We start from the raw sequence: 24,797 nt of genomic DNA on the forward strand, positions 1-24,797 counted from the left end.
GGCTACCATGTACGAACAGATTACGTCGATTATGGGGGAGACGGCATCCAACTGCTTCGATATCATAGCACATGCTCCAGGGGCTGCCGGAAGTCTTCCTTTAACGGATGATTTGCTGCGAAATGCTCCAAGCGGCGACTTGTTCGGCATGTCTCAAAATGTTGGAATGGGCTGGAAACCCGGGGAATTGAACGGTAAACAGTTTCTGATCTTAAGTACACAAGGCGGCATACGCAATGAGGACGGCAGCCCGGCAGCACTTGGTTACCATACGGGCCACTGGGAGGTCGGCCTGCTGATGAAGGCTGCTGCAGAAGAGCTGTCAAGCCGGGGAGGAATCCCGTTTGCCGGATATGTCAGCGATCCGTGTGACGGTAGATCACAGGGAACGACCGGAATGTTTGACTCGCTTCCCTACCGTAACGATGCCGCTATGGTGTTTCGCCGACTGATTCGCTCCCTGCCGACGCGTAAAGGCGTGCTTGGTGTCGCAACGTGTGACAAAGGTCTGCCAGCGATGATGCTCGCGCTTGCCGGTATGCCGCAATTGCCTGGCGTAATCGTTCCCGGTGGCGTCACACTTCCGCCTATAGATGGAGAGGACGCGGGTAAAATTCAGACCATCGGCGCACGATACGTCAACGGGGAAATTTCTCTGGAAATGGCATCGGATTTAGGATGTCGGGCTTGCGCTACACCTGGAGGAGGCTGTCAGTTTCTAGGTACTGCGGCAACAGCCCAGGTCGTAGCTGAGGCCATGGGCATGACGGTGCCGCATGCCGCGCTTGCACCTTCCGGGCAGCCCATCTGGATCGAAATGGCGCGCCAATCCGCACGCGCACTGATCCACATGGAATCCCAGGGGATGAAGATGGCGGACATTGTCACAGAAGCGTCGATTCGCAATGCCATGACCGTTCATGCTGCGTTTGGCGGTTCAACCAATCTGCTTCTTCACATACCGGCTATTGCTCATGCGGCTGGTTTAACCGTGCCTGCGGTACAGGACTGGATACAGGTCAACAAAAATGTTCCGAGACTGGTTAGTGCCCTGCCGAACGGACCGATCTTCTACCCGACCATCCGGGTTTTTCAGGCAGGAGGCGTACCGGAGGTCATGCTCCACCTCAGACAGCTCGGCCTGCTGGATGAGTCTGTACCGACAGTTACAGGTACGTCATTGGGTCAAGTGCTTGATTGGTGGGAATCGTCAGAACGCCGTCATCTCATGCGGAAGCAATTGAAAGAGCAGGATGGCATTGATCCGGACAGTGTCATCATGAGTATGGAACACTCGCAGCGTCTTGGAATTTCTTCGACCGTGACATTTCCAACCGGGAATATCGCTCCTGAAGGTTCTGTGATCAAATCCACATCTATTGACCCTGCTGTGCTGGATGAGCATGGCGTATATCGTCATCGTGGCAGAGCCAAGGTGTTTACCACCGAGCGTGAGGCGATCCATGCGATTAAGACTGGCGGTATTCTGGCTGGCGACGTTGTTGTGCTTCTCGGACGAGGTCCAACGGGGACCGGCATGGAAGAGACGTACCAGCTGACGTCTGCGCTCAAGCATTTGTCTTTTGGTAAATACGTGTCCCTCATTACCGATGCCCGGTTTTCTGGTGTTTCCACCGGAGCGTGTATTGGCCATGTTGGACCCGAAGGACTGGCAGGCGGACCGATTGGCAAGCTACGGAACGGAGACTTAATTGACATCGTCGTGGATCGCAATACACTGGAGGGCAGCATTAACTTTGTCGGAGAAGGAGAGACGGAGGTTTCACCGGAAGAAGGTGCTCTTACTCTGGCACAAAGGTCTTTCCATCCGGATATGCGACCTGATGAAGCTCTGCCGGATGATACCCGGCTGTGGGCTGCGCTGCAATCCGTCAGCGGTGGGACATGGAGAGGAAATGTGTACGATGTAGAGCGGATCATAACCGCCTTGGAAGCTGGTAAAAAAGCGTTAGGCTGGTATTGAAATCAACCTTTGTTGATTACCTATCATTACTTTCATACCGGAGGTTTCTTACATGAATATGATCACGAACCCCATTCTTCGCGGTTTTCATCCCGATCCGTCTATATGCAGGGCGGGGAAAGATTATTATATCGCCACCTCCACCTTTGAATGGTTCCCTGGTGTTCGGATTCACCATTCCCGGGATCTGGTTCATTGGCGGCCGATCGCTTCTCCGCTGACCCGTGTAACGCAATTGAACATGGAGGGCAACATTAACTCCGGCGGTGTATGGGCACCCTGCCTTAGCTATGACAACGGTTTATTTTACCTAATCTACACAGATGTCAAAAGCCGGGTAGGCGCTTTTAAAGATACCCACAATTACCTTGTGACAGCAACAGATATTGAAGGGCCCTGGTCCGAACCGGTGTATCTGAACAGCAGCGGTTTTGATCCTTCCTTATTTCATGATGAAGATGGACGGAAGTGGTTGGTCAATATGATTTGGGATCATCGTAAGGGTAAAAACCGGTTTTCAGGCATCGTTCTTCAGGAATATTCCATCCAAGAACAACAGTTGGTCGGGCCTGCAGTTAACATATTTAAAGGAACGGAACTAGGACTGACGGAAGCGCCGCATCTGTATAAGCACAAGGACTATTATTATTTAATAACGGCTGAAGGGGGAACCGGTTATGAGCATGCGGTTACGGTATCACGTTCCCGTACGTTACAAGGCCCTTATGAGGTCGATCCTGCCAGTCCGATCCTCACTTCATACGGCAGGCCGGATTTAGATCTGCAAAAGGCCGGTCACGGCAGTCTCGTCGAAACGCACACCGGCGAGTGGTACATGGCTCATCTGGTCGGGCGGCCCATCAATCAAAAATATTGCATACTTGGACGGGAGACCGCGCTTCAGCAGTGCACTTGGAGCGAGGACGGCTGGCTGAGGCTTGCGAGTGGAGATCGTTATCCAGAGGTTCAGGTGCCTGCACCGAAGATCACGGCACATCCATTTGAACCAGCAGCAGAAATGGACCACTTTGATCAATTCGAGCTTCAGAACGATTGGAATACACTTCGTATACCACCCGATCCGACTTGGCTCAGCCTGACAGAACGTCCCGGTTACTTGCGCTTGCGCGGAATGGAGTCTATGAGTTCGACGCACAGGCAGAGCATGGTCGCCCGAAGATTGCAGGCGTTTGAGTGTGAAGCCGAAACTTGTCTGGAATTTGAGCCGGACCATCCACAGCAAATGGCAGGACTGATTCTGTACTACGATACCAAAGACTATCTTTATTTACGGGTTACTTGTCATGAAGAGAAGGGATTGTGCTTGGGCATTATTCAGTCCAGGTACGGGATATACGACGAACTGCTGCTGGAGGATATTCCGTTAGAATCAGTGAAAAAAATCCGCTTAAAGGTTGTGGTCAATCACGATCGTGCCTGCTTTTACTATGCGTTAGATGATGATCCATCCTGGTGTCGGGTAAGCGGGTGGCTTGATATCACACATCTGTCTGATGAATCTCCGGAATATATCCGGTTTACCGGTACCTATATCGGTCTCTGTGTGCAGGATCTTGGCGGGACCCGTAAACACGCTGATTTCGATTACTTTGTGTACAAAGAAACGAGTAACCAACGGAAAGAGTGATAGATAGAACTCCGTCCGTTTAAAATCTAATATCTGTTACAATGGTGGAAAAGGAGGGAATATATATGGCTCCCGATAAAACAAAACTTTTCCCTAACGACAATATTCGTACCGTTTGTTACATTCAAAATTTGCCGCCGCGCTCTAATGTGTTGATCGGTGATTATACGTATTATAGTGACAACAGTCGTCCACCCGAGCAATTTTATGACCGCATTCAGCATCATTATGATTTCCTGGGTGATCGTCTGGTGATCGGTAAGTTTTGTGCAATTGCCGAAGGCGTGACATTCATTATGAATGGTGCTAATCATCGGATGGAGGGCATGACGACCTATCCCTTCAATATTTTTGGTGGTGGTTGGGAGAGAGTGACCCCTACGCTGGATCAGCTGCCTTTTAAGGGAGACACTGTATTGGGGAATGACGTCTGGATTGGTCAAAATGTAACCATCATGCCGGGTGTCACGATTGGAGACGGTGCCATCGTTGCTTCCAATGCGACAGTCACCAAGGACATCGAGCCATATACCATTGTGGGTGGCAACCCGGTCAAGCCAATCAAAAAGCGCTTCGACGATGAAATCATTGCTTTACTGCTGGAACTGAAATGGTGGGATCAGGATGAGGCGTGGTTGGACACACATTTGGAACGACTGGTCTCTACATATGATCGGCAGACATTGCGTGAGCTTTTGAAGAGCAAGTAGATTGGTGTACGAGAATTAATGTGCAAAAACGAGACTATGGCTGGTTCCTTACGGAGCCAGTTTTTTATTTTGGACTACAAATGCTCATCTACATCACATTTCAGGCAACCTTGCATATCCACACTAATCTTCTGGATGGAAGAGATTAAGAGAGCCAATCCATCCGCAGGTGGACTTAACTCCCGCTGAATTCGGCTACACTGATTGTAGATCAGAGAACACGTGAAGAAGGTGAGGAAACAAACATGATGAATCTTGTGATAATAGCCGTCATTGTTCTATTGTTATCTTTAAGGGAGAAGGAAGTGAAGACATCCCGTTTATGGGTCTTTCCAGCGATCATTGCATATTGGGTGCTGTCGAGCGTAGTAAATACACCATTAACAGTGGGTAACATCCTATTATATATTGTTTTTCTCCTCATCGGTTGCGGGATTGGTGCGTGGCGGGTACATCTGGAGCAGCTTCGAGTCCATCCAACTACAGGTAAATTGATGTCCAGGGGATCGCTGGCGAGCAGCTTGCTCCTGATCGTGGTTATGGTGCTGAGACAGCTCGCCAGCCAATGGGATGTGCATCATACGGTGGTTTCACTGAGCAGTGCTTTGTTGTTTCTGCCTCTGGGAAGCATCGTTGCCCGGCGCTATTTTCTGTATGCCAAAATCCAGCGTTTTCAAGGCAGAGGTGTATAATCGTTTCAAACTTTAGGATTAGAAAGGAAAGCTATGCAGAACGATTCGAAATGGATGCAGATTCAAAAGGTGGTACTGGATCATATAGCAGATATTATTTTAACGGTGCTGCTGCTTTACAGTCTGATCGAGCCCTTCAAAGAATTGGCGTGGGTCGAGTTGAGTGTAGGACTGATCGTAAGGCTGCCCTACCTTATGTTGGTTTGGGTTCCGCAGTCACTTCGAAATGAGCGGATGCGAACGTTAGGGATATTGGCGATTTGGATGGTGACGCTGCTCTATGCCCAGTTCTTCCAGGCCGAGTATCGTATCTTTGAATTAACCTTTTATCTCATCGGATATACTGCGCTGAAATTGCCCATCCATCGTTCTTCGTTGCTTGGCATCATTATCATCATCGGGAATGCGGGGCTGCTCTATGTGGATCAATACGAACCCAATCAGATTCTGGTGTATTCGATGGCTCACGCTGGAACCTATATTCTATGCTGGGCTGCGAGAATCAGACGGGAAAGCAGACAGGCCAGCAAAAGACATTATGAGGAATTGGAGAAGATGCACGCTGAACTGACACATGCCCATCAGGAGCTTCAGGATACACATCAGGAGTTGGAGCAGGCTACCGTCCGATTGATGCAGTATGCCGTACTTGAAGAACGAAGCCGGATCTCGATGGATTTGCACGACAGTGTTGGCAACCGATTGACCTCCATTATTGTTCAGCTTCAGGCATTGCCGTATATGATGAAGATGGACGCAGCAGAAGCGGACAAAGCGATGGGGACGGTGCTTGAAGTAGTCAGACAATGTCTCCAGGAGGTTCGGACCGTTGCTCATCAGATGGGCAGCAATGAAGCAGGCCTCGGGCTGGTCGCCTTGACGAGTCTGGTGAATGAGATACGGGAGATGGCAGGTTTTACGATCAAACTCACTCCCCAAGAGCAGACGAGTCATTGGACGCCAGAAACGTCCGAATTATTGTATCGTGTACTTCAGGAGGCGTTAACGAATATTATTCGTCATGCCCAGGCTTCGCAAGTGAAGGTGAACATCCTGGAGAAGGAGCAGCAGCTGCATATGATTGTGGAGGATAACGGAATGTATCGCAAAGAAAATCCGATCTCTCCCGGTTTCGGACTATCAAGTATGAGAGCAAGATGTGAAAGGGCAGGCGGTTCCTTATCGATTGATGCAGTTGATCCACATGGAATGAGGTTAACCCTTACCATTCCTCAAGATGTGAAGGAGATTATGGGAGGTGATGAACAGTAATGGAGCAGGATATAAAGGAAATACGTGTACTCCTCGTAGATGACCAGCATCTGGTCCGGCATGGTTTACGTTTTATTATTAATGCACAGCAGGATATGGAAGTGGTAGGGGAAGCGGGTGGGGGACATGAGGCCATTCGTCTGGCAGCAGAGGTTCGTCCACATGTCGTATTAATGGATGTACAGATGGAAGCAGGAGACGGATTGGAAGCAACAGCGGAGCTAATGAAGATACTGCCTGACTGCAAAGTGGTGATCCTGACCACATTCGATCATGAGGATTATGTGTACAAAGGAATACGTGCCGGAGCTGTCGGTTATCTGCTCAAGGATGCGGCGCCGGACGAACTCGTTGATGCGGTTCGTGCTGCATACCGGGGGGAGGCGATCTACCGCACGGCGGTGGCAGCCAAAGTGATCGGTCTCGCCATTCGTTCAACCCCGAGTCATTCGGATTCAGTGAAGGATACAGTAGCATGCGAACCATTGCCGGAACCGTTTACCGGACGGGAATTGGAGGTTTTGCAGCAGATGGCCTATGGATTACGGAATGAGGAGATTGCTCGCAAGCTTTTTATCGGAGAGAGTACAGTCAAGACGCATGTGCATCGTATTTTGCAAAAAATTCAGGTGGAAGACCGCACACAGGCGGTCGTCTTTGCCATTCGTAATGGATTCGTCAAGTAAACCGTTCTTGATCTAATGGGGAGTAATAATCAATCATAATTCAGCAAATAACCAGCTGCTTCTTGCGGAGTTGGTTATTTCGTGTGTCCGTATAAATAATGTCTCAAAATTGAGAAAAGAGATGGAATGTTTGGTGTGAGATAAGTCATAGAATAACTTTAAGTAAGCGCTTCCAATAACATTAATATGAATTCACGGAGGGGTTCAGAATGCGATTTAAAAGAGCTGGCATACCGCTCGTCGCTCTGTTCATGTCGGTCACATTGTTTGCCGGTTGCCAAAGTGTTCAGCCACCATCAGTAAGTGAACCGCAAGGGACGGTGGATACACCGACCACGACAACCCAGAACGAACCTGCACCACAGACCAACAAGGAAACACCACGTAATGAGACCTTGTATATCAACGGGCTGCAATGGGGGCCACCAACCAACTTCAATCTGTTGAGCGGAAATCCCGCATTTCCAGTGAATTACGGCAACTCCAGGGAACTGGTGTACGAGACGTTGTTCATGGTGAACCAGCTGGACGGCGGTCTTGAACCGCTCTTGGGCAAGTCGTATGAATGGACAGATGAAACCACTCTGCGTATCGAGCTGAATGCGGATGCGAAGTGGAGCGACGGAACGGCTTTTACGGCAGATGATGTTGTATATACCTATGAACTGGGCAAAAAATACGATATCAACTGGAGCAGCTTCTGGACCTACATCAGTGAAGTGAAAGCGGATGGAGAGCAAGCTGTGGAAATTAAGCTGAACCCCGATAACCCTAACAAGCTGACCGTACTGGACAGCATTGAACTGATCCCGATGCTGCCGAAGCATATCTGGGAAGAGATCGAGAAGAAGAACAATAATGATCTGACCGCGATTCGCAAAGAGGTTAATGATAATCCGGTGGGAACCGGAGCCTATAAGCTTCACTTTTACAACGACCAGAAAATTACGATTGTCCGTGACGACAACTACTGGGGACAGAAATTGTTCGGCAAGCTGCCTGCACCGAAGTACATCACTCACGTGATCTACAAGGATAATGCCGCAGGTGATCTGGCGTTCAAAAGTGGGCAAGTGGACGTCTCCCAGCAGTTTATCCCTCAAGTGTGGAAGATGTGGGAAGGCGGGGCTGCTGTCAAAACGTATCTGAAGGATGCACCGTATTATCTACCCGGTTCCATGCCAAGCATTTTCTTCAATCTGTCCAAAGCCGGACTGGATAATGCTGACGTTCGCCGTGCAATAGCCATGAGCATTAACTATGACAAAATCTCGGAGCTGGCCATGAGCGGATATTCCGCACCAATGCAGCCTTCTCTGACCTTGAACTCAGACGCCGAGTCCAAATATATTGACCAGGATGCCATCAAGTCGTTGCAATGGACGATGGATATTGAAGGAGCCAATGCGCTGCTCGACAAGATTGGAGCGACGAAAGGCAAAGACGGCATCCGTGTTCTTAACGGCACACGCCTTGGACCTTTCGAGGTTGAATGTCCTTACGGCTGGTCTGACTGGAACGCTGCCCTGGAGATCGTAGCGCAGAGCGCCAAGGCCATAGGAATTGAAATTCGCACCAAATTCCCGGAATCCCCGGTATGGACCAATGATCTGCAAACCGGCAAATTCGACATCATCATGAACACACCTGCAGGCGGGGTCAGCCCAAGCCAGCCATGGAACCGTGCGATGACGATCATGTACTCCAAAGGGGTTGCCCCAATGGGTGAGATGGCATTCTGGAACTGGGGACGTTACCAGAATGACCGCGCAGACGCCATTATTGAAGAGATTCCATCTGTGTCTGACGAGGCGAAGCTGAAGTCACTGTATACCGAACTGAATACCATCTGGCTGAAAGATATCCCTTCCATTCCGCTGATGTACAGACCATGGGTATTTGACACCGTGAACGAATCAGTCTGGAAAGGTTTCCCGACCGAAGGAGATGGCACCAACATTCCGCCGCAAATCTCGATGGACGGTGCAGGTATTAAGGCATTGTATCAGATTCACAATTAAGGAACTCATATTGAATCAGGACGCGATGAAGTGAACCGTCACTTCAGACATAAGGCCCTTATCCGCTAAACTCGGGGGTGCTAAATCCTATGAATGCCTATTCCAGATATGTCGCCAAAAAAGTATTCTGGTACGGCCTGACCCTGGTCATCGCCATCGGACTGAATTTTATTTTGCCAAGACTGATAGAAGGTAACCCGGTGAGCATGATTGCTTCCAAAATGACGTCAGGGATGACCGACTCGGATTCCATCAAGCGGGTGTATGAGACATTTACGGTGGAATTCGGCATTGATCAGCCGCTATGGACCCAATTCGGCATTTATTTAAAAAATCTGTTCACAGGTAATCTGGGCACGTCCTTTGGACTGTATCCGAAACCTGTGACGGACATTCTGGCCTCCGCCGTCCCTTGGACGGTGGGGCTTCAACTTCCGGCCATCCTGGTCGGCTGGATCATTGGTAATTTGCTCGGTGCGATTGCAGCGTACCGGAAGGGTGTTTTTGATAAAGTGCTGTTTCCGGTAGCATTGTTTATCAATTCCATTCCTTTTTTTACTCTGGCTATTATTATGCTGTATGTCTTTGCGTTATCACTGAAATGGTTCCCTTTATCAGGCGGATATGACTTCCAGATGGTGCCGCAGCTGAGCTTCGACTTCATCATGTCCGTTGTTCGCCACCATACCTTACCGTTTCTCTCCATTGTGCTTGTGACCATTGGTGGTCAGGCCATTGGCATGCGGGAGATGTCCATCTATGAGCTGAATTCAGACTATGTGTTATACAGCAAACTGCTGGGTATTCGCGACGGCCGAATTGCGCGTTATGTGTTCCGCAACGCCATGCTGCCGCAAATTACGGGACTTGCGCTCTCCATCGGTACGATGGTCGGCGGATCACTTATCTGTGAGATTGTCTTCAGTTATCCGGGCATTGGCACATGGTTGTTCACGGCCATAAGGCAGCTGGATTATCCACTAATCTCAGGGTGTACGCTGCTGATTGCTATTGCTGTATTGCTTGCGAACTTTACCATTGATGTCATCTACGGCTTCATTGACCCGCGCATCAAGGCCGCTCAAATGGAGGAACAGTGATATGAAGCATTCGATCTCTATTTTGCTGAAGTCACCCAAATTCATGATCGGTGCGGTGACTTTTGTCGGCATGCTGCTCTTGGTTACGATCTATCCGCTCATCAATCGCAGTGATCCGCTCGAGATGATTGCGATGGCGTTCCAGCCACCTGGTGATGGCCTGCTGCTAGGATCGGACAATTTTGGACGGGACATTTTCCTTGAATTGATGTATGGCATCCAGACATCCATACGTGTGGGGCTGATTGCAGGTGTGTTTGCGACCGTTATTGGTCTGGTTATGGGTCTGGTGTCTGGATATATCGGGGGAATGCTGGATAACTTTCTGACGGCAATTACCAATATTTTTATCGTTATTCCTTCATTCATTATTCTGATCTTGATCTCCGTCAGCATTGATTCACGCAGTTCCCTGGTGACGGCGATCATTATCGGGATAACCAGCTGGCCCTGGACGGCCCGGGCTGTGCGAGCCCAGACGACATCTCTGCGCAGCCGGGATCATGTGCATATTGCGAAAATTTCGGGACACAGTACGCCGCGTATCATTATCCATGAGATTTTGCCGTATATCGCGTCTTATGTGGTGATGGCATTTGTGCTCCAGACGGCATCGGGCATTCTGTCCGAAGCTTCCATCTCCATGCTGGGCCTGGGGCCGTATAATACGATCTCGCTCGGCATTCTGATGAACTGGGCACTTGTGTTTGAAGCGCCAGTAGCAGGGGCGTGGTGGGCTTTCATTCCTGCGGCGCTGGCGATTGCGGTCATTACCTTCTCGCTTTATCTGATGAATACGGGCATGGACGAAATTTTCAATCCGAAAATAAGGAGCTAAGACCATGAACCAACCTATACTTCAGGTCAGCGGTCTCAAAACCTATTACCGTACCCGGCTCAAGGAGAACGTCTTTGCCGTCGACGGGGTGGAGTTCGGACTGAAAGAGGGGCAGACGCTGGGCATTGCAGGTGAATCGGGCTGTGGCAAATCGACGCTGGCGCTCAGCCTGATGGGCTTTTATTTCCCGCCGCTTCATTATGGCAGTGGTTCGATCCGCATTAATGGTACCGATATTATGCAGCTGAACAAAGAGCAGCTTCGTTCGCGCGTTCTGGGCAAGGAAATTGCTTATATTCCGCAGGCCGCTATGAATGCACTGAACCCAACGCTGCGTATAATCAGGTTTATTGAAGATATTATGAAGGAGCATCGTCCGGAGATGAAACGGTCGGATGTGCGGAAGATGGCTACGGAGCGCTTCCAATCACTGAATTTGTCGCCGGATGTACTGGATATGTATCCAAATGAATTGTCCGGCGGCATGAAGCAGCGAACGGTTATCGCCATCTCAACGATTCTGAATCCTAACGTGCTTATTGCGGATGAACCTACTTCGGCTCTGGACGTAACTTCTCAGAAGGCAGTTATTCGTCTGTTGAAGGATTTGTTGAAACGCAAGGTAATCAAATCACTGGTGTTCATCACGCATGAGCTGCCTCTGCTGTACCATGTCACGGATGAAATTATGGTGATGTATGCCGGAGAGATTGTGGAACGAGGCACGGCAGAGCAGATGATTTTTAATCCGCTGCATCCGTACACTCGCAAGCTGATGGGTTCCATCATTGTGCCGGAAGAGGGCATGAAGGAGCACAAACTAGCTGCCATTCCTGGTGCACCACCAAATCTGAAGAATGTGCCGGAAGGATGCCGCTTCGCAGAGCGATGTACACTGGTGACCGACGAGTGCCGCCAGGGGAAAATTGAGAACATTCATGTCGATGGGCGCATATATCGCTGTCTCCTGACACCCGAGATGCTGGAGCAGATCAGGGAGCAGGAGCAGGACGGTCACGTAGAGCAGGAGGCTGTGAACGAAGAGTCCCAGGAGAGTGAACAAAACCAGGAGGAAAGCGGCCTAAATAAAGAAGATGTCCGAGATGTTCGAGCTGACACAGACGATATCGCAGACCAATGAAATGATTCTTTCCGGGCGTAACGGGTTCGGATCAAGGCTCCCCGAAAGGAGTGAGGTAGTATGGCGATGGGAAAGGTGCTGATCAGCGGCCGCCATCTGACCAAGGTGTACGGTACAGGCAATCGCAAAAAGGCAGCGGTGGACGATGTGAGCTTTGATTTTCATGAAGGGGAGATTATCTCCATTGTGGGAGAGAGCGGCAGCGGCAAGACGACACTCGCGAAAATGATCATGGGTTTGCTCAAGGAAACGGGTGGAGCGATCGAATACGATGGTAAGCCCAGACAACTGAAGCGGTATCGTGAGCGTAAAGCCTATTGGAAGGATATCCAGGCCATTTTCCAGGACCCGTTCTCTTCGTTCAACGTATTTCACCGGGTGGAAAAGCTGCTGGTAGACTGTATCAAACTTCAGGGACTGAAGCTGAACAAGGACGAGGAATATGCCAAAATGAAGGAAGCTTGTTCCTTCGTCAACCTGAAGTTCGAGGAGTTATACAACAAATATCCGTTTGAACTGTCCGGTGGACAGATGCAACGGCTCATGATTGCCCGCATTTTCATGCTGCATCCTAAGGTGTTGATCGCCGATGAACCAACGTCCATGGTGGACGCGTGCTCGCGTTCAACGATTCTGGATATGCTGCTCAAGCTGCGCGATGAGAACCGCATGACTATTGTGTTTATTACGCACGACGTGGGTCTGGCGTATTATGTGAGCGACACGATTTGCATTATGGAGCATGGACGAATGGTGGAGGCGGGGAGAGCGGAGGAAGTTATTCACCATGCAGAGCATCCTTATACTAAACAATTAATCAATGACGTACCCAAAATTCATTCTCCCTGGGTGCTCGATTGACACAAATACACAAATTAAGCCCTGGACCGTGTTGAGCGGAACAGGGCTTCTTATTGTCCAAGATGAAAGGTTCGTTTTAGCGAGTGGGTGGTTGTGGCGTCTGTGCAGACTCTGTTGATGGGGGTGTTGAATGGGTGTGATCTTCCGCGTTATTCTGGTTTGTCTGCTTGCCGGAATAAAAGTTAATGATATCATCAACCGTAGAAAACACGAAATTTACATCAAAATGTTCATTGTGTGTTTGAATAAAAACCTCTTTTCCAATCCTGTTGTTGCTGTTTAGTTTAAAGCTTCTTTCATGGTTAATCCTGCTGTAAATACGGGAACTTTACCTGCTGGAAGTTGAATTTCCTTACCAGTTCTACGGCTTTTACCCATACGTGCTTCGCGATTACGCACTTCGAATTTGCCGAATCCAACCAGTTGAACCTCTTTGCCTTCTTTCAATGCTTCCAAAATCGAATCCAGTACAACCGTTACGGCCTTTTCAGCGTTCTTTTTGGAGAATCCGCCGTTTTTGGCTACTTCTGTGATCAATTGTTCTTTATCCATTTGTCATACCTCGCTTTTCGTTTTTGGATGAAATAAAACAAAAAGCTGCCTTGTACAAGGCAGCTTTAATATAATTAAACTTTAGTAACGTTCTCAGCCTGTGGACCACGGTTACCTTGAGTTACTTCAAATTGGACGCGTTGTCCTTCATCCAATGTTTTGAAACCGTCGCCTTGAATTGCACTGAAATGAACGAATACGTCTGTTCCTTCTTCAGTTTCGATAAAGCCAAATCCTTTGTCCGCGTTAAACCATTTCACTGTACCTGTTTGCATGTAGTTCCTCCAAAAAATAAGTTTTTAAACGACCATTTTGAAAAGGCTAATTTAAAAATCAACGCTAATCAGGTATATTCAAACCCACAGACTTGATGTCCGCTAATGTATCGATTAATATGATAATACCATGTCCGCTAATATAAGTCAAGATTTGGAGGTTTTTTCTAATGGATAAGGGTTCTGGTACTTCGGTACAAGGGGAAATGGTTGTTCAGGAATTCATACATATGCTTACGATTGAGGGAGAATTGACTCCCAAAACCTTGAAAGAATATGCGAGTGATTTGAAGCATTTTACCGAATGGTATAAGGGGAACGATTCTCGGGGTGAAGAGATTTCATTTCGAATCGAAGACGTACATACCTCGACTTTGGTCAGTTATCGGGAAGATTCACAAAAGGTAATGCAATTGAAGCCGTCTACCATTAATCGCAGACTAATTACATTGAAGCGGTTTTTCAAGTGGGCTTCATCGGAAGCCAGAATTAACAGTGATCCTTCCAAACCTCTGAAATTCATTCCGGAAGACAAGGTTAGCCCCCGCCGAATGACCACCGAGGAGGAACAATCATTCCTATCTGCGGTCGAGAATGGCAACTCACTTCGGGATCAGACCATCCTTACGCTCATGTTTCATACTGGTATGCGAACGATGGAGATATGCAATCTCGCTCCCGATGATATTGAATTGGGCAAAAGAAGCGGGCAACTTACCGTGCGGGCTGATAAACGAAACGGTCAACGGAAAATTCCGCTGAACATGACATGTATTTCTTTGTTGAAGATGTACATGGAGGGTCTCGCGCCAGATAGTCCTTACCTGTTTCCTTCCGAGAAAACCAGTGATCGCTTAACAGAGAGGGCGCTGCGCCATTTGATCAAAAGGGTGATGACTACAGCCGGTCTGGAAGGGCTAAGTTCCCATGATCTACGTCATCGGTTCGGATACGCCATGGCCGAGCATACACCACTGCATCGCTTGGCAGAAATGATGGGGCATATCAATCCGGATACCACGATGATTTATGTGAAGGGGTTAAATGCCAATTTATCTTTGTCGGCAGAAGAGGATGGAGAAACGGAAACGCATTAAATTACATGCAGAACTCTTTATGAGGATTACGAACGGATATAAGATCAATGAGGATCAATGATGCCCTGACCCACTTCAAGTGGATGAGGGCTGTTTGGTTATCCAAGAATGACTTACATCCCATTCAGGCTTGTTGCTTGCATTGATTTGCGATTCTAATGTAATAATGGCGTAGGTTCCATCATGCTTTTCCCAAAAAAGTATTGCCTTTGTATGATCAGGATGTAAAAGCAAGGCAGGCATGATATCCCCGGTTTCCAGCATGGTTCTTCGTTCGTTACTATAATAGGCAGCGATGAATGAAGAGTGATCTTTATCGGGAAGGGTGTTTAATGAATCCTCCAAGCTGTAAAACAGTTTCCATTCAGTTATATTCTCCTCACTATTCTCATTCAGCGTGTTACGTATCGCCTCTATTCCTCTGATCCATGATTTTGTTAACTTCTCCTGAAGTTCTTGAGGTTGGTTCTCCCAGCGTGAAGACTCGGTGGATGCTTCAGATCGATCGGTTCGAATCATCTCTGTAATTGAACCACTGCAAATTAATATTGCGGCAATGCCGGTCGTTAAAATTCCGGATTTCAAGTAATTCATCAGTTAATAGACTCCTATCCTATTTCATAATTAACCCCTTTCAATAATTTACCATATATTACGTTTGTGAGCGCCTATTATATCAATCTTATCATCTTAAAAGTAAGCGATTACATAATTAAATTTATATTGTATATTATGATGGCAACCTTGAATCATATCGACATATACATTATTGCTTGGGCTTATGGCCCCTTAAATAAAAGGAGGAATCTGACGTGTACCGGGTATTGCTGGTGGATGATGAAGAGGATGTACGCGAAGGGTTGGTTGTAGAGGTAGATTGGGAAGCACTCGATCTGCGCATAGTGGGTCTGGCGGAGAATGGACGTGAAGCACTGGAGATGGCCGAACGAGTGGAGCCGGATATTGTGGTAACGGATATCAGCATGCCATTTATGGATGGACTTGAACTTGCTCGAAGGTTGCGGGAACGCAATCCGCTTGTGAAAGTGGTGATTTTGACCGGATACGATGAATTCGACTACGCCCGGCAAGCGGTCTCGCTGAGTGTGGATGAATATTTACTGAAGCCTTTCTCGGCGGGACATCTGACAGAACTGCTTACAAGATTGCGTGCGCAAATGGCGGCGGATGTGGCCGAACGAGAGGATGTACAGCAGCTGCGCGACCATTATTATACAAGCCTGCCCTTGTTACAGGCGGACCTGATGGCAACTTTGCTGCATCGGCAGAAATCACCGGAATATATCCATGGCAAAGCAAAGCAATGCGGACTGGATCTGCATGGTGAACGCTATGGTGTATCCGTATTGACTCTGCATATGGATGGAGAACAATCCGCGGATGCGGAGCTAAAGCAGTTCGCTGCGCTGAACATTGCCGCAGAGGTATGGACGGAACATGGGGCCGGACATGCTTTTATGCATCAGGAGACGATTGTGCTGCTCTATGTAGATCAGTGGGGTGGAGAAGATGGAGAGAAACGACAGCAGCAAGCGCTGGAAAATGTAATGCGCAGCATCAATCACTATCTGCGTATTCCTGCTACTGTTGGATCGGGCTCGATCGTGAACACATTGGCAGGTGTAAAGCATGCCTATGAGGATGCACTACTGGCTCTGGATTATCGGCTTGTACCGGGGACTGATTCGCTTATCTATATTGCAGATGTGGAGCGGCAGACGGCGGGCAAACTGCGTTTTGACGAGTTGAAGCAGCAAACGCTGACACGTTGTCTGAAAGCGGGCACGCAGGCGGAGCTGGAGGATGCACTGGAGATCATTTTCCGGGAAATTACGGTGGAGCATGGGCGAAGTGACATTCAACTGTATCTGATTGAAGTTTTAACAAACGTTTGGAAGGCAGCTCAGGCATCGGGCGAGGCCATGGAGGATATATTTGGAGCAGGGTTCCAGTTGTATGCCGATTTGTTCCGTTTGCCTGGGTTGTCTGAGGCACAAGGTAAGGTGCGTGAGGTTTGTCTGCTCGTACAACATCGCATTGCCAGCGGAAGGCAGCATGTATACAAGGATATTGTGGAACAGGCATTGTCGTTTACCAAAGAACACTTCGCCGATCCGGATCTGTCCATTCAGAAAGTATGCGGGCATCTGCATATCAGCTCGGGTTATTTTTGTGGCATTTTCAAAAAAGAAGTACAGCTTACCTTCCTGCAATATCTGATGCAGATCCGGATGGAGGCGGCGAAGGAATTACTTCGATCCACAGAGATGAAGTCGTTTGAGATTGCAGGGCAGGTAGGCTTCGCGGAACCGAATTATTTCAGTTTTTGCTTCAAAAAACATATCGGCGTCTCGCCCAAAGAATATCGCAAACAGACTGCTCTAACAGCTAGTGAAGGCACAAGTCGATGAGAACGTTTGCCGGATGGATAAGATCCCTTTGGCTCAAGCTGCGGTCCAGGCTGCGTTCATCAAGAGTCAGCAGTATCCGCTTTATTATTACGTGGTCCTTCTCTGTCTTCATTGTATTGGTGCTGACCATCATGGCGATGCTGCTTCATGACAAATTCACGCAGGCCGCGGAACGAAGTGCGGAGCTGACGACGAGACAGATCGTGGATCAGGTCAGTTACAATCTGGAGGATTATGTCCGCAGCATGTCGCATCTGTATCGAGCCATTGAAGAACATATGCTGCGGGACGGCACGTGGGAAGGAGATCAGGTAGACAAACAGCTCGACACGCTGCTTAGCAGCCGCGAAGATATCATCTCTATTACTTTGCTGGATTCAACTGGGCATTTGCTCAAGAACCGACCTTCAGCCGAATTAAAGCCGAGTGCCCATGTGACACAGCAAGGGTGGTTTCAATCTGCGCTCCGAGTGCCGGATCATCTTAGTTTCTCGCTGCCTCATATTCAGAACATGTACACAGGCCCATACAAATGGGTCGTTTCCATGAGTAAAGGCATTACCGTACGCCAAAATGGTCAGGATCGGCAGGTCATTCTGCTGGTGGATATCAACTTCAAACAAATGGACGAACTGAGCCGCCGGGTCAGTCTGGGACAGCGGGGATACGTCTACATTATCGACGAAAGTGCAGGCAATATTGTCTACCATCCGCAGCAGCAATTAATGTACATGGGGCTCAAAAGCGAAAATATCGAACAGGCACTGGTTGCAACCGGCAGTTATGAAGATGAGGCGGACGGGCAGAAAAGGTTGAATACGGTCAAGTCTGTCGCCAATATCGGATGGAAAATCGTTGGTGTGGCCTATCTGGATGAGATTATGACAACTCGTCAGGAGGTCAATGGATATCTGATTCGGGTGCTGCTGGTTGTGCTGGTACTGGTTATCCTCGTCTCGCTGTTCCTCTCTTCCAGTCTGACACGTCCGATCCGGCGGATGGAGCGAAAGATGAAGGCTGTGGAGCGAGGGGATTTTAACGTGGAGCTACCCATCGAAGGGCCGCTGGAAGTGGAACGTTTATCCCGTCGTTTTAACCTGATGGTCTATAAAATCCGTACTTTAATGAGTGAAATCATTCATGAACAGGAACAGAAGCGTCGGCTCGAACTGGAGGCTTTGCAGGCTCAGATCAATCCGCATTTCCTGTACAACACGTTGAATTCGGTCGTGCGCATGGTGGGCATGAGTCGGAATGAGGAAGTCATTACGATGATCACTTCGTTATCCCGATTGTTTCGCATCAGTCTCAGTCAGGGCAAAACGATTATTACGGTCAGGGAAGAACTGGAGCACGCACACCATTACCTGACGATTCAACAGATGCGGTTCAAGCGCAAATTCAATTTTAGCATGACTGCGGATGAGGATACGCTGGACTGCCTGACACTTAAGCTGGTGCTTCAGCCACTCATTGAAAATGCGATCGTGCATGGCATTGAATATCATATGGACGAGGGATGTATTGAGATTCGTGTATACCGGGAGGACGACAAGCTGGTATTTCGGATTACGGATAATGGGGTCGGCATGACAGAAGAGCAGATGTCAAAACTTCTAATGGGCAGTCCTATCGTGAAAAGTGGTGCAGGATCAGGTGTTGCTGTACGCAATGTACATGATCGGATTCAGCTTTATTATGGCGAAGCTTACGGTCTTGAATTCGAGAGTGAGCTGGAAGAAGGCACAACCGTCTGGATTCGGATTCCGATCCAATCGGAACGAGAGGAGGACGATGCTCATGATGAACAATAAAGGGAACAGCATGTTCACCAAGCGAACCAACAGGTCGAATAAGATCCATAGAAATAGAACGGAATGGATTGCGCATCATCTGGTTATGAAAATGAAAATCTGCACTCACGTGGAATTCATACGGCCGAGAATCCTTACTCTTCGTTATACGGGCATGATAGCAGCGATTTGCTGCCTGTTGTTATGTATGGCGTGTGGTATGTCCACTGATCCGGCGGGATCGCCGCCGCGTATTGCACTGATTACGCCAGCGGGAACCGGAGAACTCGCAGAAGCGATACGTCTTGGGGCCGAAGCGGCTGCGAAAGAAGCGGGAGCGGAGCTCATTACGGTGGAGGCTTTTCCCTCAGAGGGGTTAACTTACGCGCCATCTATTCCCGACTTCACAGCAGGACAGGGAAAGGTCAAGCAAGAGCACTTGCAAGATGGGACTTATCCACTAAGCGAGCGTGAACAAGCCCAGGTGGATGCAGTATCCCTGGCACTGGAACAGGGAGCATCGGCCCTGTTAATCGATCCTTTGAGTGAGAAGGCACTCAGCGACATCATCCAGAAAGCACAGACTCAAAATGCCAACGGAGTGGTTATCCCCGTGATTTTGTTGAATGATGAATTTCCTGTAAAAGGCATAACAAGTGTTATCTCGATGGATAACGTTGAGGCTGGACGGGAGGCGGGTCAGGCCATGGCTGTGCTTCTGGGAGGACGAGGACGTATAGCCCTGCTTGGTCCTGATCCTGTAAATCCTGTTCTGATTAACCGGGAGCTAGGGGTAGAGGAATCACTGGCTCAATACCCGGACATTCATGTGGAGGCCCAATCCGTATGCAGCACCCGGGATGCTTGCTGGCAGGTGGCGAAGCAGCTGCTTGACCAGCAGCAGGTGGACGGATTGATTGCACTTCAGGAATCTGCTTCTCTGGGCGCAGCGGATGAACTGAACCGACGTACGTCAGAGAACAATGGGAACAAGGTGAAGATTGTGGGTTTTGGCAGTGAACAGCAGCAGTTAGAGCAGTTACAGGAAGGCAGAATTCAGCATTTGATCGTGCAAAACGGATTCAGTGCAGGTTATCTTGGTGTGAATCAGGCTGTTGCACGGTTGAACAATCAACAGGTGCAAGCGAGGGTGACGCTTGAAACGAAATTGGTCAGTACGGACAATATGTTCTGGATGGATAATCAGAAGCTGTTGTTCCCTTTTGTACAATGAAGGTTCAATTGAGGAAGATTTCGATAAAACAGAGGAAGATCTTGTATTCGAATTTATTGTAAACCCTTTCATAATAAAGACATCGGTAAAGCCGAATGAACTTGGGGGAGGTCATTAGGATATGAAGAAAACGTGGATGACATTGTTGCTTACAGCGTGTATGGTTGCGGCGGCGGGGTGCAGCAGTGGTGGAGACAGCGCAGGCGGCAGCACAGGAACAGATACAGGAGGTCAGGCGGCGGCAGGAACGGAAACGCCGAAGATTGGCGTGGCGATCTATAAATTCGATGACACGTTCATGACGGGTGTGCGGAATGCAATGACCGCAGCAGCAGAAGGCAAAGCCACACTCGATATCGTGGATAGCCAGAACGCACAGCCGACCCAGAATGAGAAAGTCGATCTGTTTGTATCCAAGAAATACAACGCAATGGCCGTGAATCCGGTTGACCGGACCGCAGCAGGTGTCATCATCGATAAAGCCAAGGCCGCAAGCATTCCGGTCGTCTTCCTGAACCGTGAGCCGGTTGCCGAAGACATGAACAAGTGGGATAAAGTGTATTACGTTGGAGCCAAGGCGGAAGAGTCCGGCACGATCTCCGGTCAGCTCATTGTGGACTACTGGAAGGCCCACCCGGAAGCAGATAAAAATGGGGACGGCAAACTGCAATACGTCATGCTGAAAGGCGAGCCGGGCCACCAGGATGCTGAGCTGCGGACCAAATATTCCGTTCAGGCCATCCAGGATGCCGGAATTGAAGTGGAAGCGCTTGCGGAAGACACGGCGATGTGGGATCGGGTCAAAGGCCAGGAGAAAATGCAGGCGTTCCTTGCCTCCCATGGAGACAAGATTGAAGCGGTACTGGCTAACAATGATGACATGGCACTCGGAGCCATTGAAGCGTTGAAAGCAGCCGGATACTTCAAAGACGGCAAAACGATGCCTGTTGTCGGCGTGGATGCAACTGCTCCAGCTATTCAGGCCCTTCAGGACGGCACGATGTTGGGCACGGTGTTGAATGATGCCAAGAACCAGGGCGCAGCAACGGTTGCACTGGCTTCCGTACTCGCGAAGGGTGAGACGCCAACGAAGGAAAACACCGGTTATGACATTACGGATGGAAAATACGTCTGGATTGCCTACAAAAAAATTACGAAAGACAACATTGCCGACGCCCAATAACAGCAGCAAACAGGGACGTCCGTCATGAGATGGCGTCCTTTTTTGCCGGGTTTAAGGAAGGGGAGGATGAAAGATGGAATCACCTTACCTGCTGGAGATGGACGGAATATCCAAAGCATTTCCGGGTGTGCAGGCACTAAGTCAGGTCACATTGAAGGTAAAGCCGGGTACGGTTCATGCGCTGATGGGAGAGAACGGAGCTGGCAAATCCACGCTAATGAAATGCCTATTCGGTATGTACCGCCCGGATGAAGGGACGATTCGGATGGACGGCAATGAGGTGGACATTCCGAGTTCGAAAGCGGCGCTTCAGCATGGCATATCGATGATTCATCAGGAGCTGAACCCGGTGCCACACCGTCCGGTGATGGAAAACATCTGGCTGGGGCGCTTTCCGATGAGGGGGCTGCTGGTGGATGAGAAACGAATGTATGCCGATACACTGGCTCTGTTCAAGGACTTGAATCTGGACATTGATCCGAAGGCTCAGGCGGGAACGTTATCCGTTTCCAAAATACAGTCGATGGAAATCGCCAAAGCGGTCTCTTTTCAATCCAAAGTCATCGTGATGGATGAGCCAACGTCCTCGCTAACGGGCAAGGAAGTGGACCAGCTCTTCGCCATTATTAATCAACTTCGCAGTCGCGGGGTGTCCATTATCTACATTTCGCACAAGATGGAGGAAATTCTGACGATCTCGGATGAGGTCACGATTATGCGGGATGGTTTTGTGGTCGGTACCTGGGATGCTGCCGATTTAACGACTGATCTGATCATTACCCGCATGGTTGGACGTGATTTGGATGAACGGTTCCCAGAACGCACGAACATACCTGGAGAAGTGATTTTGAAGGCAGAAGGCTTAACCTCCAGCCAGCCGAATTCGTTCCGGGATGTGACGTTTGAATTGAGGAAAGGCGAAGTGCTTGGCATCGGCGGCCTTGTTGGGGCACAGCGGACGGAATTGATCGAGTCATTGTTCGGTTTGCGCGGACTTGCTTCAGGGACGATCTCGATTCATGGGCGCAAGGTGAAGATCAAGTCACCTGCCGCAGCAAAGCGTCATAACATTGCCCTGCTGACCGAAGAGCGAAGAGTCACAGGAATTTTTCCAGTGTTGTCTGTATATGAAAATACGATTATCGCGAGTCTCGGACGTTACCGGAATCGGATCGGTCTGCTGGATGAGAAGAAAGGCCGAGATGAGGCGCGCGAGCAAACGCAGAAGTTTAGAACTAAAACGCCTTCAGTTAACACGCTGATTCGCAACCTTTCTGGTGGTAATCAACAGAAGGTACTTCTGGCCAGATGGTTGTTGACTGACCCTGAAATTCTACTGCTCGATGAACCGACACGTGGGATTGATGTAGGTGCCAAATTTGAAATCTATACCATTATTACGGAACTGGCTCGCCAGGGCAAAAGCATTATTATGATCAGCTCGGAGATGCCCGAACTGCTGGGCATGTCGGATCGAATTATGGTCATGAGCGAAGGACGGCTCACCGGAATCGTCGACGGTGCCGAGGCAACAGAGCAGGATATCATGAGGCTGGCCGCACAGCAGCGGATGGCTTAGTCAGGAGGGAATACATGAATACACAAGTTATCAATCAGGTGAAGCAGTATGTGGCGCAGCGCGCGATCTTTATTGTGCTGATCCTGCTCGTCATTGGCATTGCCATTGCCGATCCGCACTTTCTTGCTTTCTCTACACTTCGGGATATATTACAACAGTCCTCCACACGAGCCATCATTGCACTGGGTGCGGCGTTTATCCTGGTAACGGGCGGGGTCGATTTGTCGGCAGGCCGGGTCGTGGGTCTAACGGCTGTTGTATCCGCATCGATGCTGCAAATCGACGAATATGCTAATCGGTTCTTTCCCGATCTGCCACACTTATGGGTGGGATTGCCGATCGTCATCGGGATCATTGCTGGCCTGGCGGTTGGCCTCGTCAACGGCATCATTGTAGCCAAATTACATGTGCCACCCTTTATCGCCACACTGGGCACAATGGTTGCGGTATATGGTCTGAACTCGATTTATTTTGATACAGAGCCCAATCAGTCACAACCCATTGGTGGACTGAGACCCGATTTTACCGTTATTGGGTCTGGTTACATCGATCTTGGCGGCGGCTATTCCATTCCTTATATCGTATTGATTGCTATAGCGGTTGCGCTGATCTGCTGGGTCGTCTTCAACAAGACCCGCCTTGGCAAGAACATGTATGCCATCGGTGGCAACATTCAGGCTGCGCATGTGTCCGGCATTCATGTGGCACGCAACCTGGTTGCGTTGTATGCCATTGCAGGTGCACTGTATGGACTGGGCGGTGTGCTGGAAGCCGCGCGTACGGGCGGGGCAACGAACAATTACGGCAACATGTATGAGTTGGATGCTATAGCGGCCTGTGTCGTGGGGGGCGTCTCGACTGCGGGTGGGATTGGAACGGTGCCTGGTGTTATGGCAGGGGTGCTGATCTTTGGAGTCATCAACTATGGTCTGACCTTTATCGGTGTAAGTCCTTACTGGCAGCTGATTATTAAAGGGTTGATTATTGTGGCTGCGGTGGCATTTGATATCCGCAAGTATATGGCGAAAAAATAGAAGTGTAGTAATAAAGCAAAGAAGTCAGCACTCTCGAATAACAAGAGTGCTGGCTTCTTTATTTTATGAATTTACAAACCTGTCCACAATATCAACCACGGGACCAACGATGCAGAGGAGCAGCATAAACCCGGCTACGTTAAAAGCTACCCGTGTACCATAGTGCGACCGATACTTGCTAGCCATAATTACAGCAGGTATCCAGAAGATTGCCGTCGCCACAAAGGGAAGGTGGAGTCCCTGGTCACCGTTACTAAAAATCGGCAATTTCAGTAGCTCAAACAGATAATAACCAAACCTGAAATTCTCTGCTCCCCAACCATAATTAAAAGCAAATCCTAGAATAAGTATCAGCAGAGAAAGTGTCCCTATGCCCAAAGGTTTTCTTTGTTGTATCATGCTTATCACTCCATAACCAAGGTAATATCCTAAATAAATCCATTAATGTATTGTAACACAGTACTGACCATTGTGATATGTAAGATCGTTTCGCAATATGCATTTTCCTATAAACCGTTTGTCCTATTTTAATTATAAATTTATACATTCATGTGAATTTGACGAGCCTCCACTAATCGACAACATTAGCTAAACATAATCGATATAATACATGTGAATAGGATCTGGATGTGCGTATTATGTCATAGGGGGCGAGGCTGTTTGCT

Annotated in this window: 22 protein-coding genes; 18 read left to right on the forward strand and 4 right to left on the reverse strand. The window is 48.9% G+C overall.

Translation table 11 applies throughout. From position 1 onward, the window contains the following. The first annotated feature begins 7 nt into the window (after positions 1 to 7). The 11 genes from MKY42_RS05710 to MKY42_RS05760 all read left to right on the forward strand — a co-directional run bounded on the left by MKY42_RS05710 (position 8) and on the right by MKY42_RS05760 (position 12,953). On the forward strand, positions 8 to 1,984 hold the full coding sequence (locus MKY42_RS05710) for a YjhG/YagF family D-xylonate dehydratase (RefSeq protein WP_339849487.1): 1,977 nt from the start codon (positions 8 to 10) through the stop codon (positions 1,982 to 1,984). Between the two features lie 52 nt (positions 1,985 to 2,036). Next, positions 2,037 to 3,632 carry a glycoside hydrolase family 43 protein gene (locus MKY42_RS05715; protein WP_339849489.1) on the forward strand — a complete coding sequence of 532 codons (1,596 nt, stop codon included), beginning with the start codon at positions 2,037 to 2,039 and terminating at the stop codon, positions 3,630 to 3,632. A 65-nt stretch (positions 3,633 to 3,697) separates the two neighbouring features. After that, positions 3,698 to 4,342, forward strand: coding sequence for a Vat family streptogramin A O-acetyltransferase (locus tag MKY42_RS05720; protein WP_090893836.1), 645 nt, complete (start codon positions 3,698 to 3,700; stop codon positions 4,340 to 4,342). A gap of 245 nt (positions 4,343 to 4,587) precedes the next feature. Then, on the forward strand, positions 4,588 to 5,034 hold the full coding sequence (locus tag MKY42_RS05725; protein WP_179265658.1) for a hypothetical protein: 447 nt from the start codon (positions 4,588 to 4,590) through the stop codon (positions 5,032 to 5,034). 33 nt (positions 5,035 to 5,067) lie between these two features. Further along, positions 5,068 to 6,306 (forward strand): sensor histidine kinase, encoded by a 1,239-nt coding sequence (locus tag MKY42_RS05730; protein ID WP_339849493.1) that lies wholly within the window; start codon positions 5,068 to 5,070, stop codon positions 6,304 to 6,306. Further along, on the forward strand, positions 6,306 to 6,992 hold the full coding sequence (locus MKY42_RS05735) for a response regulator transcription factor (RefSeq protein WP_339849496.1): 687 nt from the start codon (positions 6,306 to 6,308) through the stop codon (positions 6,990 to 6,992). The genes MKY42_RS05730 and MKY42_RS05735 overlap by 1 nt, the downstream gene beginning before the upstream one ends. Positions 6,993 to 7,201: 209 nt before the next feature. Further along, positions 7,202 to 9,013, forward strand: a complete 1,812-nt coding sequence (locus tag MKY42_RS05740) for an ABC transporter substrate-binding protein (protein WP_339849498.1) — start codon at positions 7,202 to 7,204, stop codon at positions 9,011 to 9,013. An 89-nt stretch (positions 9,014 to 9,102) separates the two neighbouring features. Beyond that, positions 9,103 to 10,113 carry an ABC transporter permease gene (locus MKY42_RS05745; RefSeq protein ID WP_063567843.1) on the forward strand — a complete coding sequence of 337 codons (1,011 nt, stop codon included), beginning with the start codon at positions 9,103 to 9,105 and terminating at the stop codon, positions 10,111 to 10,113. A gap of 1 nt (position 10,114) precedes the next feature. Beyond that, entirely contained in the window at positions 10,115 to 10,951 is an 837-nt protein-coding gene (locus tag MKY42_RS05750) for an ABC transporter permease (RefSeq protein ID WP_090893845.1), read from the forward strand. Positions 10,952 to 10,955: 4 nt separating this feature from the next. Further along, the gene (locus MKY42_RS05755) at positions 10,956 to 12,092 is read left to right on the forward strand and encodes an ABC transporter ATP-binding protein (RefSeq protein WP_179265655.1); all 1,137 of its coding nucleotides are present in this window, start codon (positions 10,956 to 10,958) and stop codon (positions 12,090 to 12,092) included. Between the two features lie 60 nt (positions 12,093 to 12,152). Further along, positions 12,153 to 12,953 carry an ABC transporter ATP-binding protein gene (locus tag MKY42_RS05760; RefSeq protein ID WP_062320810.1) on the forward strand — a complete coding sequence of 267 codons (801 nt, stop codon included), beginning with the start codon at positions 12,153 to 12,155 and terminating at the stop codon, positions 12,951 to 12,953. Positions 12,954 to 13,232: 279 nt separating this feature from the next. On the opposite strand, the gene MKY42_RS05765 is transcribed toward MKY42_RS05760, so the two are convergent. Together MKY42_RS05765 and MKY42_RS05770 are read right to left on the reverse strand one after the other, a co-directional pair. Continuing rightward, positions 13,233 to 13,505, reverse strand: a complete 273-nt coding sequence (locus tag MKY42_RS05765) for an HU family DNA-binding protein (protein WP_053783990.1) — start codon at positions 13,503 to 13,505, stop codon at positions 13,233 to 13,235. A gap of 74 nt (positions 13,506 to 13,579) precedes the next feature. After that, positions 13,580 to 13,780, reverse strand: coding sequence for a cold-shock protein (locus MKY42_RS05770; RefSeq protein WP_062320808.1), 201 nt, complete (start codon positions 13,778 to 13,780; stop codon positions 13,580 to 13,582). A gap of 170 nt (positions 13,781 to 13,950) precedes the next feature. Here MKY42_RS05770 and MKY42_RS05775 point away from each other — a divergent pair, with 170 nt between their 5' ends. Then, the gene (locus tag MKY42_RS05775; RefSeq protein ID WP_339849522.1) at positions 13,951 to 14,877 is read left to right on the forward strand and encodes a tyrosine-type recombinase/integrase; all 927 of its coding nucleotides are present in this window, start codon (positions 13,951 to 13,953) and stop codon (positions 14,875 to 14,877) included. Positions 14,878 to 14,952: 75 nt separating this feature from the next. On the opposite strand, the gene MKY42_RS05780 is transcribed toward MKY42_RS05775, so the two are convergent. After that, complete coding sequence (locus MKY42_RS05780) at positions 14,953 to 15,471, reverse strand: hypothetical protein (RefSeq protein WP_339849525.1); 519 nt, start codon at positions 15,469 to 15,471, stop codon at positions 14,953 to 14,955. 218 nt (positions 15,472 to 15,689) lie between these two features. Here MKY42_RS05780 and MKY42_RS05785 point away from each other — a divergent pair, with 218 nt between their 5' ends. The 6 genes from MKY42_RS05785 (at position 15,690) to mglC (ending at position 24,132) form a co-directional block, all read left to right on the forward strand. Continuing rightward, positions 15,690 to 17,309, forward strand: a complete 1,620-nt coding sequence (locus MKY42_RS05785) for a response regulator (RefSeq protein WP_179265652.1) — start codon at positions 15,690 to 15,692, stop codon at positions 17,307 to 17,309. Then, on the forward strand, positions 17,306 to 19,123 hold the full coding sequence (locus MKY42_RS05790; RefSeq protein ID WP_090893855.1) for a sensor histidine kinase: 1,818 nt from the start codon (positions 17,306 to 17,308) through the stop codon (positions 19,121 to 19,123). The genes MKY42_RS05785 and MKY42_RS05790 overlap by 4 nt, the downstream gene beginning before the upstream one ends. Beyond that, a complete protein-coding gene (locus MKY42_RS05795; RefSeq protein WP_257031554.1) occupies positions 19,110 to 20,336 on the forward strand; it encodes a substrate-binding domain-containing protein in 1,227 nt (408 codons plus the stop codon). The genes MKY42_RS05790 and MKY42_RS05795 overlap by 14 nt, the downstream gene beginning before the upstream one ends. Before the next feature lie 121 nt (positions 20,337 to 20,457). After that, entirely contained in the window at positions 20,458 to 21,519 is a 1,062-nt protein-coding gene (locus MKY42_RS05800) for a galactose ABC transporter substrate-binding protein (protein WP_062320799.1), read from the forward strand. A 73-nt stretch (positions 21,520 to 21,592) separates the two neighbouring features. Then, on the forward strand, positions 21,593 to 23,098 hold the full coding sequence (locus MKY42_RS05805) for a sugar ABC transporter ATP-binding protein (RefSeq protein WP_339849531.1): 1,506 nt from the start codon (positions 21,593 to 21,595) through the stop codon (positions 23,096 to 23,098). A 14-nt stretch (positions 23,099 to 23,112) separates the two neighbouring features. Next, entirely contained in the window at positions 23,113 to 24,132 is a 1,020-nt protein-coding gene (gene mglC, locus MKY42_RS05810; protein ID WP_179265651.1) for a galactose/methyl galactoside ABC transporter permease MglC, read from the forward strand. Positions 24,133 to 24,195: 63 nt separating this feature from the next. Here mglC and MKY42_RS05815 read toward each other — a convergent pair whose 3' ends face one another. Beyond that, a complete protein-coding gene (locus tag MKY42_RS05815) occupies positions 24,196 to 24,531 on the reverse strand; it encodes a hypothetical protein (protein ID WP_090893859.1) in 336 nt (111 codons plus the stop codon). Positions 24,532 to 24,797: the final 266 nt, after the last annotated feature.

Origin of the sequence: Paenibacillus sp. FSL W7-1088 (genome assembly GCF_037969855.1) — a bacterium.
Classification (GTDB): domain Bacteria; phylum Bacillota; class Bacilli; order Paenibacillales; family Paenibacillaceae; genus Paenibacillus.

Excerpts from the sequence above, each read along its gene's own strand:
- MKY42_RS05710 (WP_339849487.1), top strand. The coding sequence starts at position 8 with ATGTACGAACAGATTACGTCGATTATGGGGGAGACGGCATCCAACTGC.
- MKY42_RS05715 (WP_339849489.1), top strand. The coding sequence starts at position 2,037 with ATGAATATGATCACGAACCCCATTCTTCGCGGTTTTCATCCCGATCCG.
- MKY42_RS05720 (WP_090893836.1), top strand. The coding sequence starts at position 3,698 with ATGGCTCCCGATAAAACAAAACTTTTCCCTAACGACAATATTCGTACC.
- MKY42_RS05725 (WP_179265658.1), top strand. The coding sequence starts at position 4,588 with ATGATGAATCTTGTGATAATAGCCGTCATTGTTCTATTGTTATCTTTA.
- MKY42_RS05730 (WP_339849493.1), top strand. The coding sequence starts at position 5,068 with ATGCAGAACGATTCGAAATGGATGCAGATTCAAAAGGTGGTACTGGAT.
- MKY42_RS05735 (WP_339849496.1), top strand. The coding sequence starts at position 6,306 with ATGGAGCAGGATATAAAGGAAATACGTGTACTCCTCGTAGATGACCAG.
- MKY42_RS05740 (WP_339849498.1), top strand. The coding sequence starts at position 7,202 with ATGCGATTTAAAAGAGCTGGCATACCGCTCGTCGCTCTGTTCATGTCG.
- MKY42_RS05745 (WP_063567843.1), top strand. The coding sequence starts at position 9,103 with ATGAATGCCTATTCCAGATATGTCGCCAAAAAAGTATTCTGGTACGGC.
- MKY42_RS05750 (WP_090893845.1), top strand. The coding sequence starts at position 10,115 with ATGAAGCATTCGATCTCTATTTTGCTGAAGTCACCCAAATTCATGATC.
- MKY42_RS05755 (WP_179265655.1), top strand. The coding sequence starts at position 10,956 with ATGAACCAACCTATACTTCAGGTCAGCGGTCTCAAAACCTATTACCGT.
- MKY42_RS05760 (WP_062320810.1), top strand. The coding sequence starts at position 12,153 with ATGGCGATGGGAAAGGTGCTGATCAGCGGCCGCCATCTGACCAAGGTG.
- MKY42_RS05765 (WP_053783990.1), bottom strand. The coding sequence starts at position 13,505 with ATGGATAAAGAACAATTGATCACAGAAGTAGCCAAAAACGGCGGATTC.
- MKY42_RS05770 (WP_062320808.1), bottom strand. The coding sequence starts at position 13,780 with ATGCAAACAGGTACAGTGAAATGGTTTAACGCGGACAAAGGATTTGGC.
- MKY42_RS05775 (WP_339849522.1), top strand. The coding sequence starts at position 13,951 with ATGGATAAGGGTTCTGGTACTTCGGTACAAGGGGAAATGGTTGTTCAG.
- MKY42_RS05780 (WP_339849525.1), bottom strand. The coding sequence starts at position 15,471 with ATGAATTACTTGAAATCCGGAATTTTAACGACCGGCATTGCCGCAATA.
- MKY42_RS05790 (WP_090893855.1), top strand. The coding sequence starts at position 17,306 with ATGAGAACGTTTGCCGGATGGATAAGATCCCTTTGGCTCAAGCTGCGG.
- MKY42_RS05795 (WP_257031554.1), top strand. The coding sequence starts at position 19,110 with ATGATGAACAATAAAGGGAACAGCATGTTCACCAAGCGAACCAACAGG.
- MKY42_RS05800 (WP_062320799.1), top strand. The coding sequence starts at position 20,458 with ATGAAGAAAACGTGGATGACATTGTTGCTTACAGCGTGTATGGTTGCG.
- MKY42_RS05805 (WP_339849531.1), top strand. The coding sequence starts at position 21,593 with ATGGAATCACCTTACCTGCTGGAGATGGACGGAATATCCAAAGCATTT.
- mglC (WP_179265651.1), top strand. The coding sequence starts at position 23,113 with ATGAATACACAAGTTATCAATCAGGTGAAGCAGTATGTGGCGCAGCGC.
- MKY42_RS05815 (WP_090893859.1), bottom strand. The coding sequence starts at position 24,531 with ATGATACAACAAAGAAAACCTTTGGGCATAGGGACACTTTCTCTGCTG.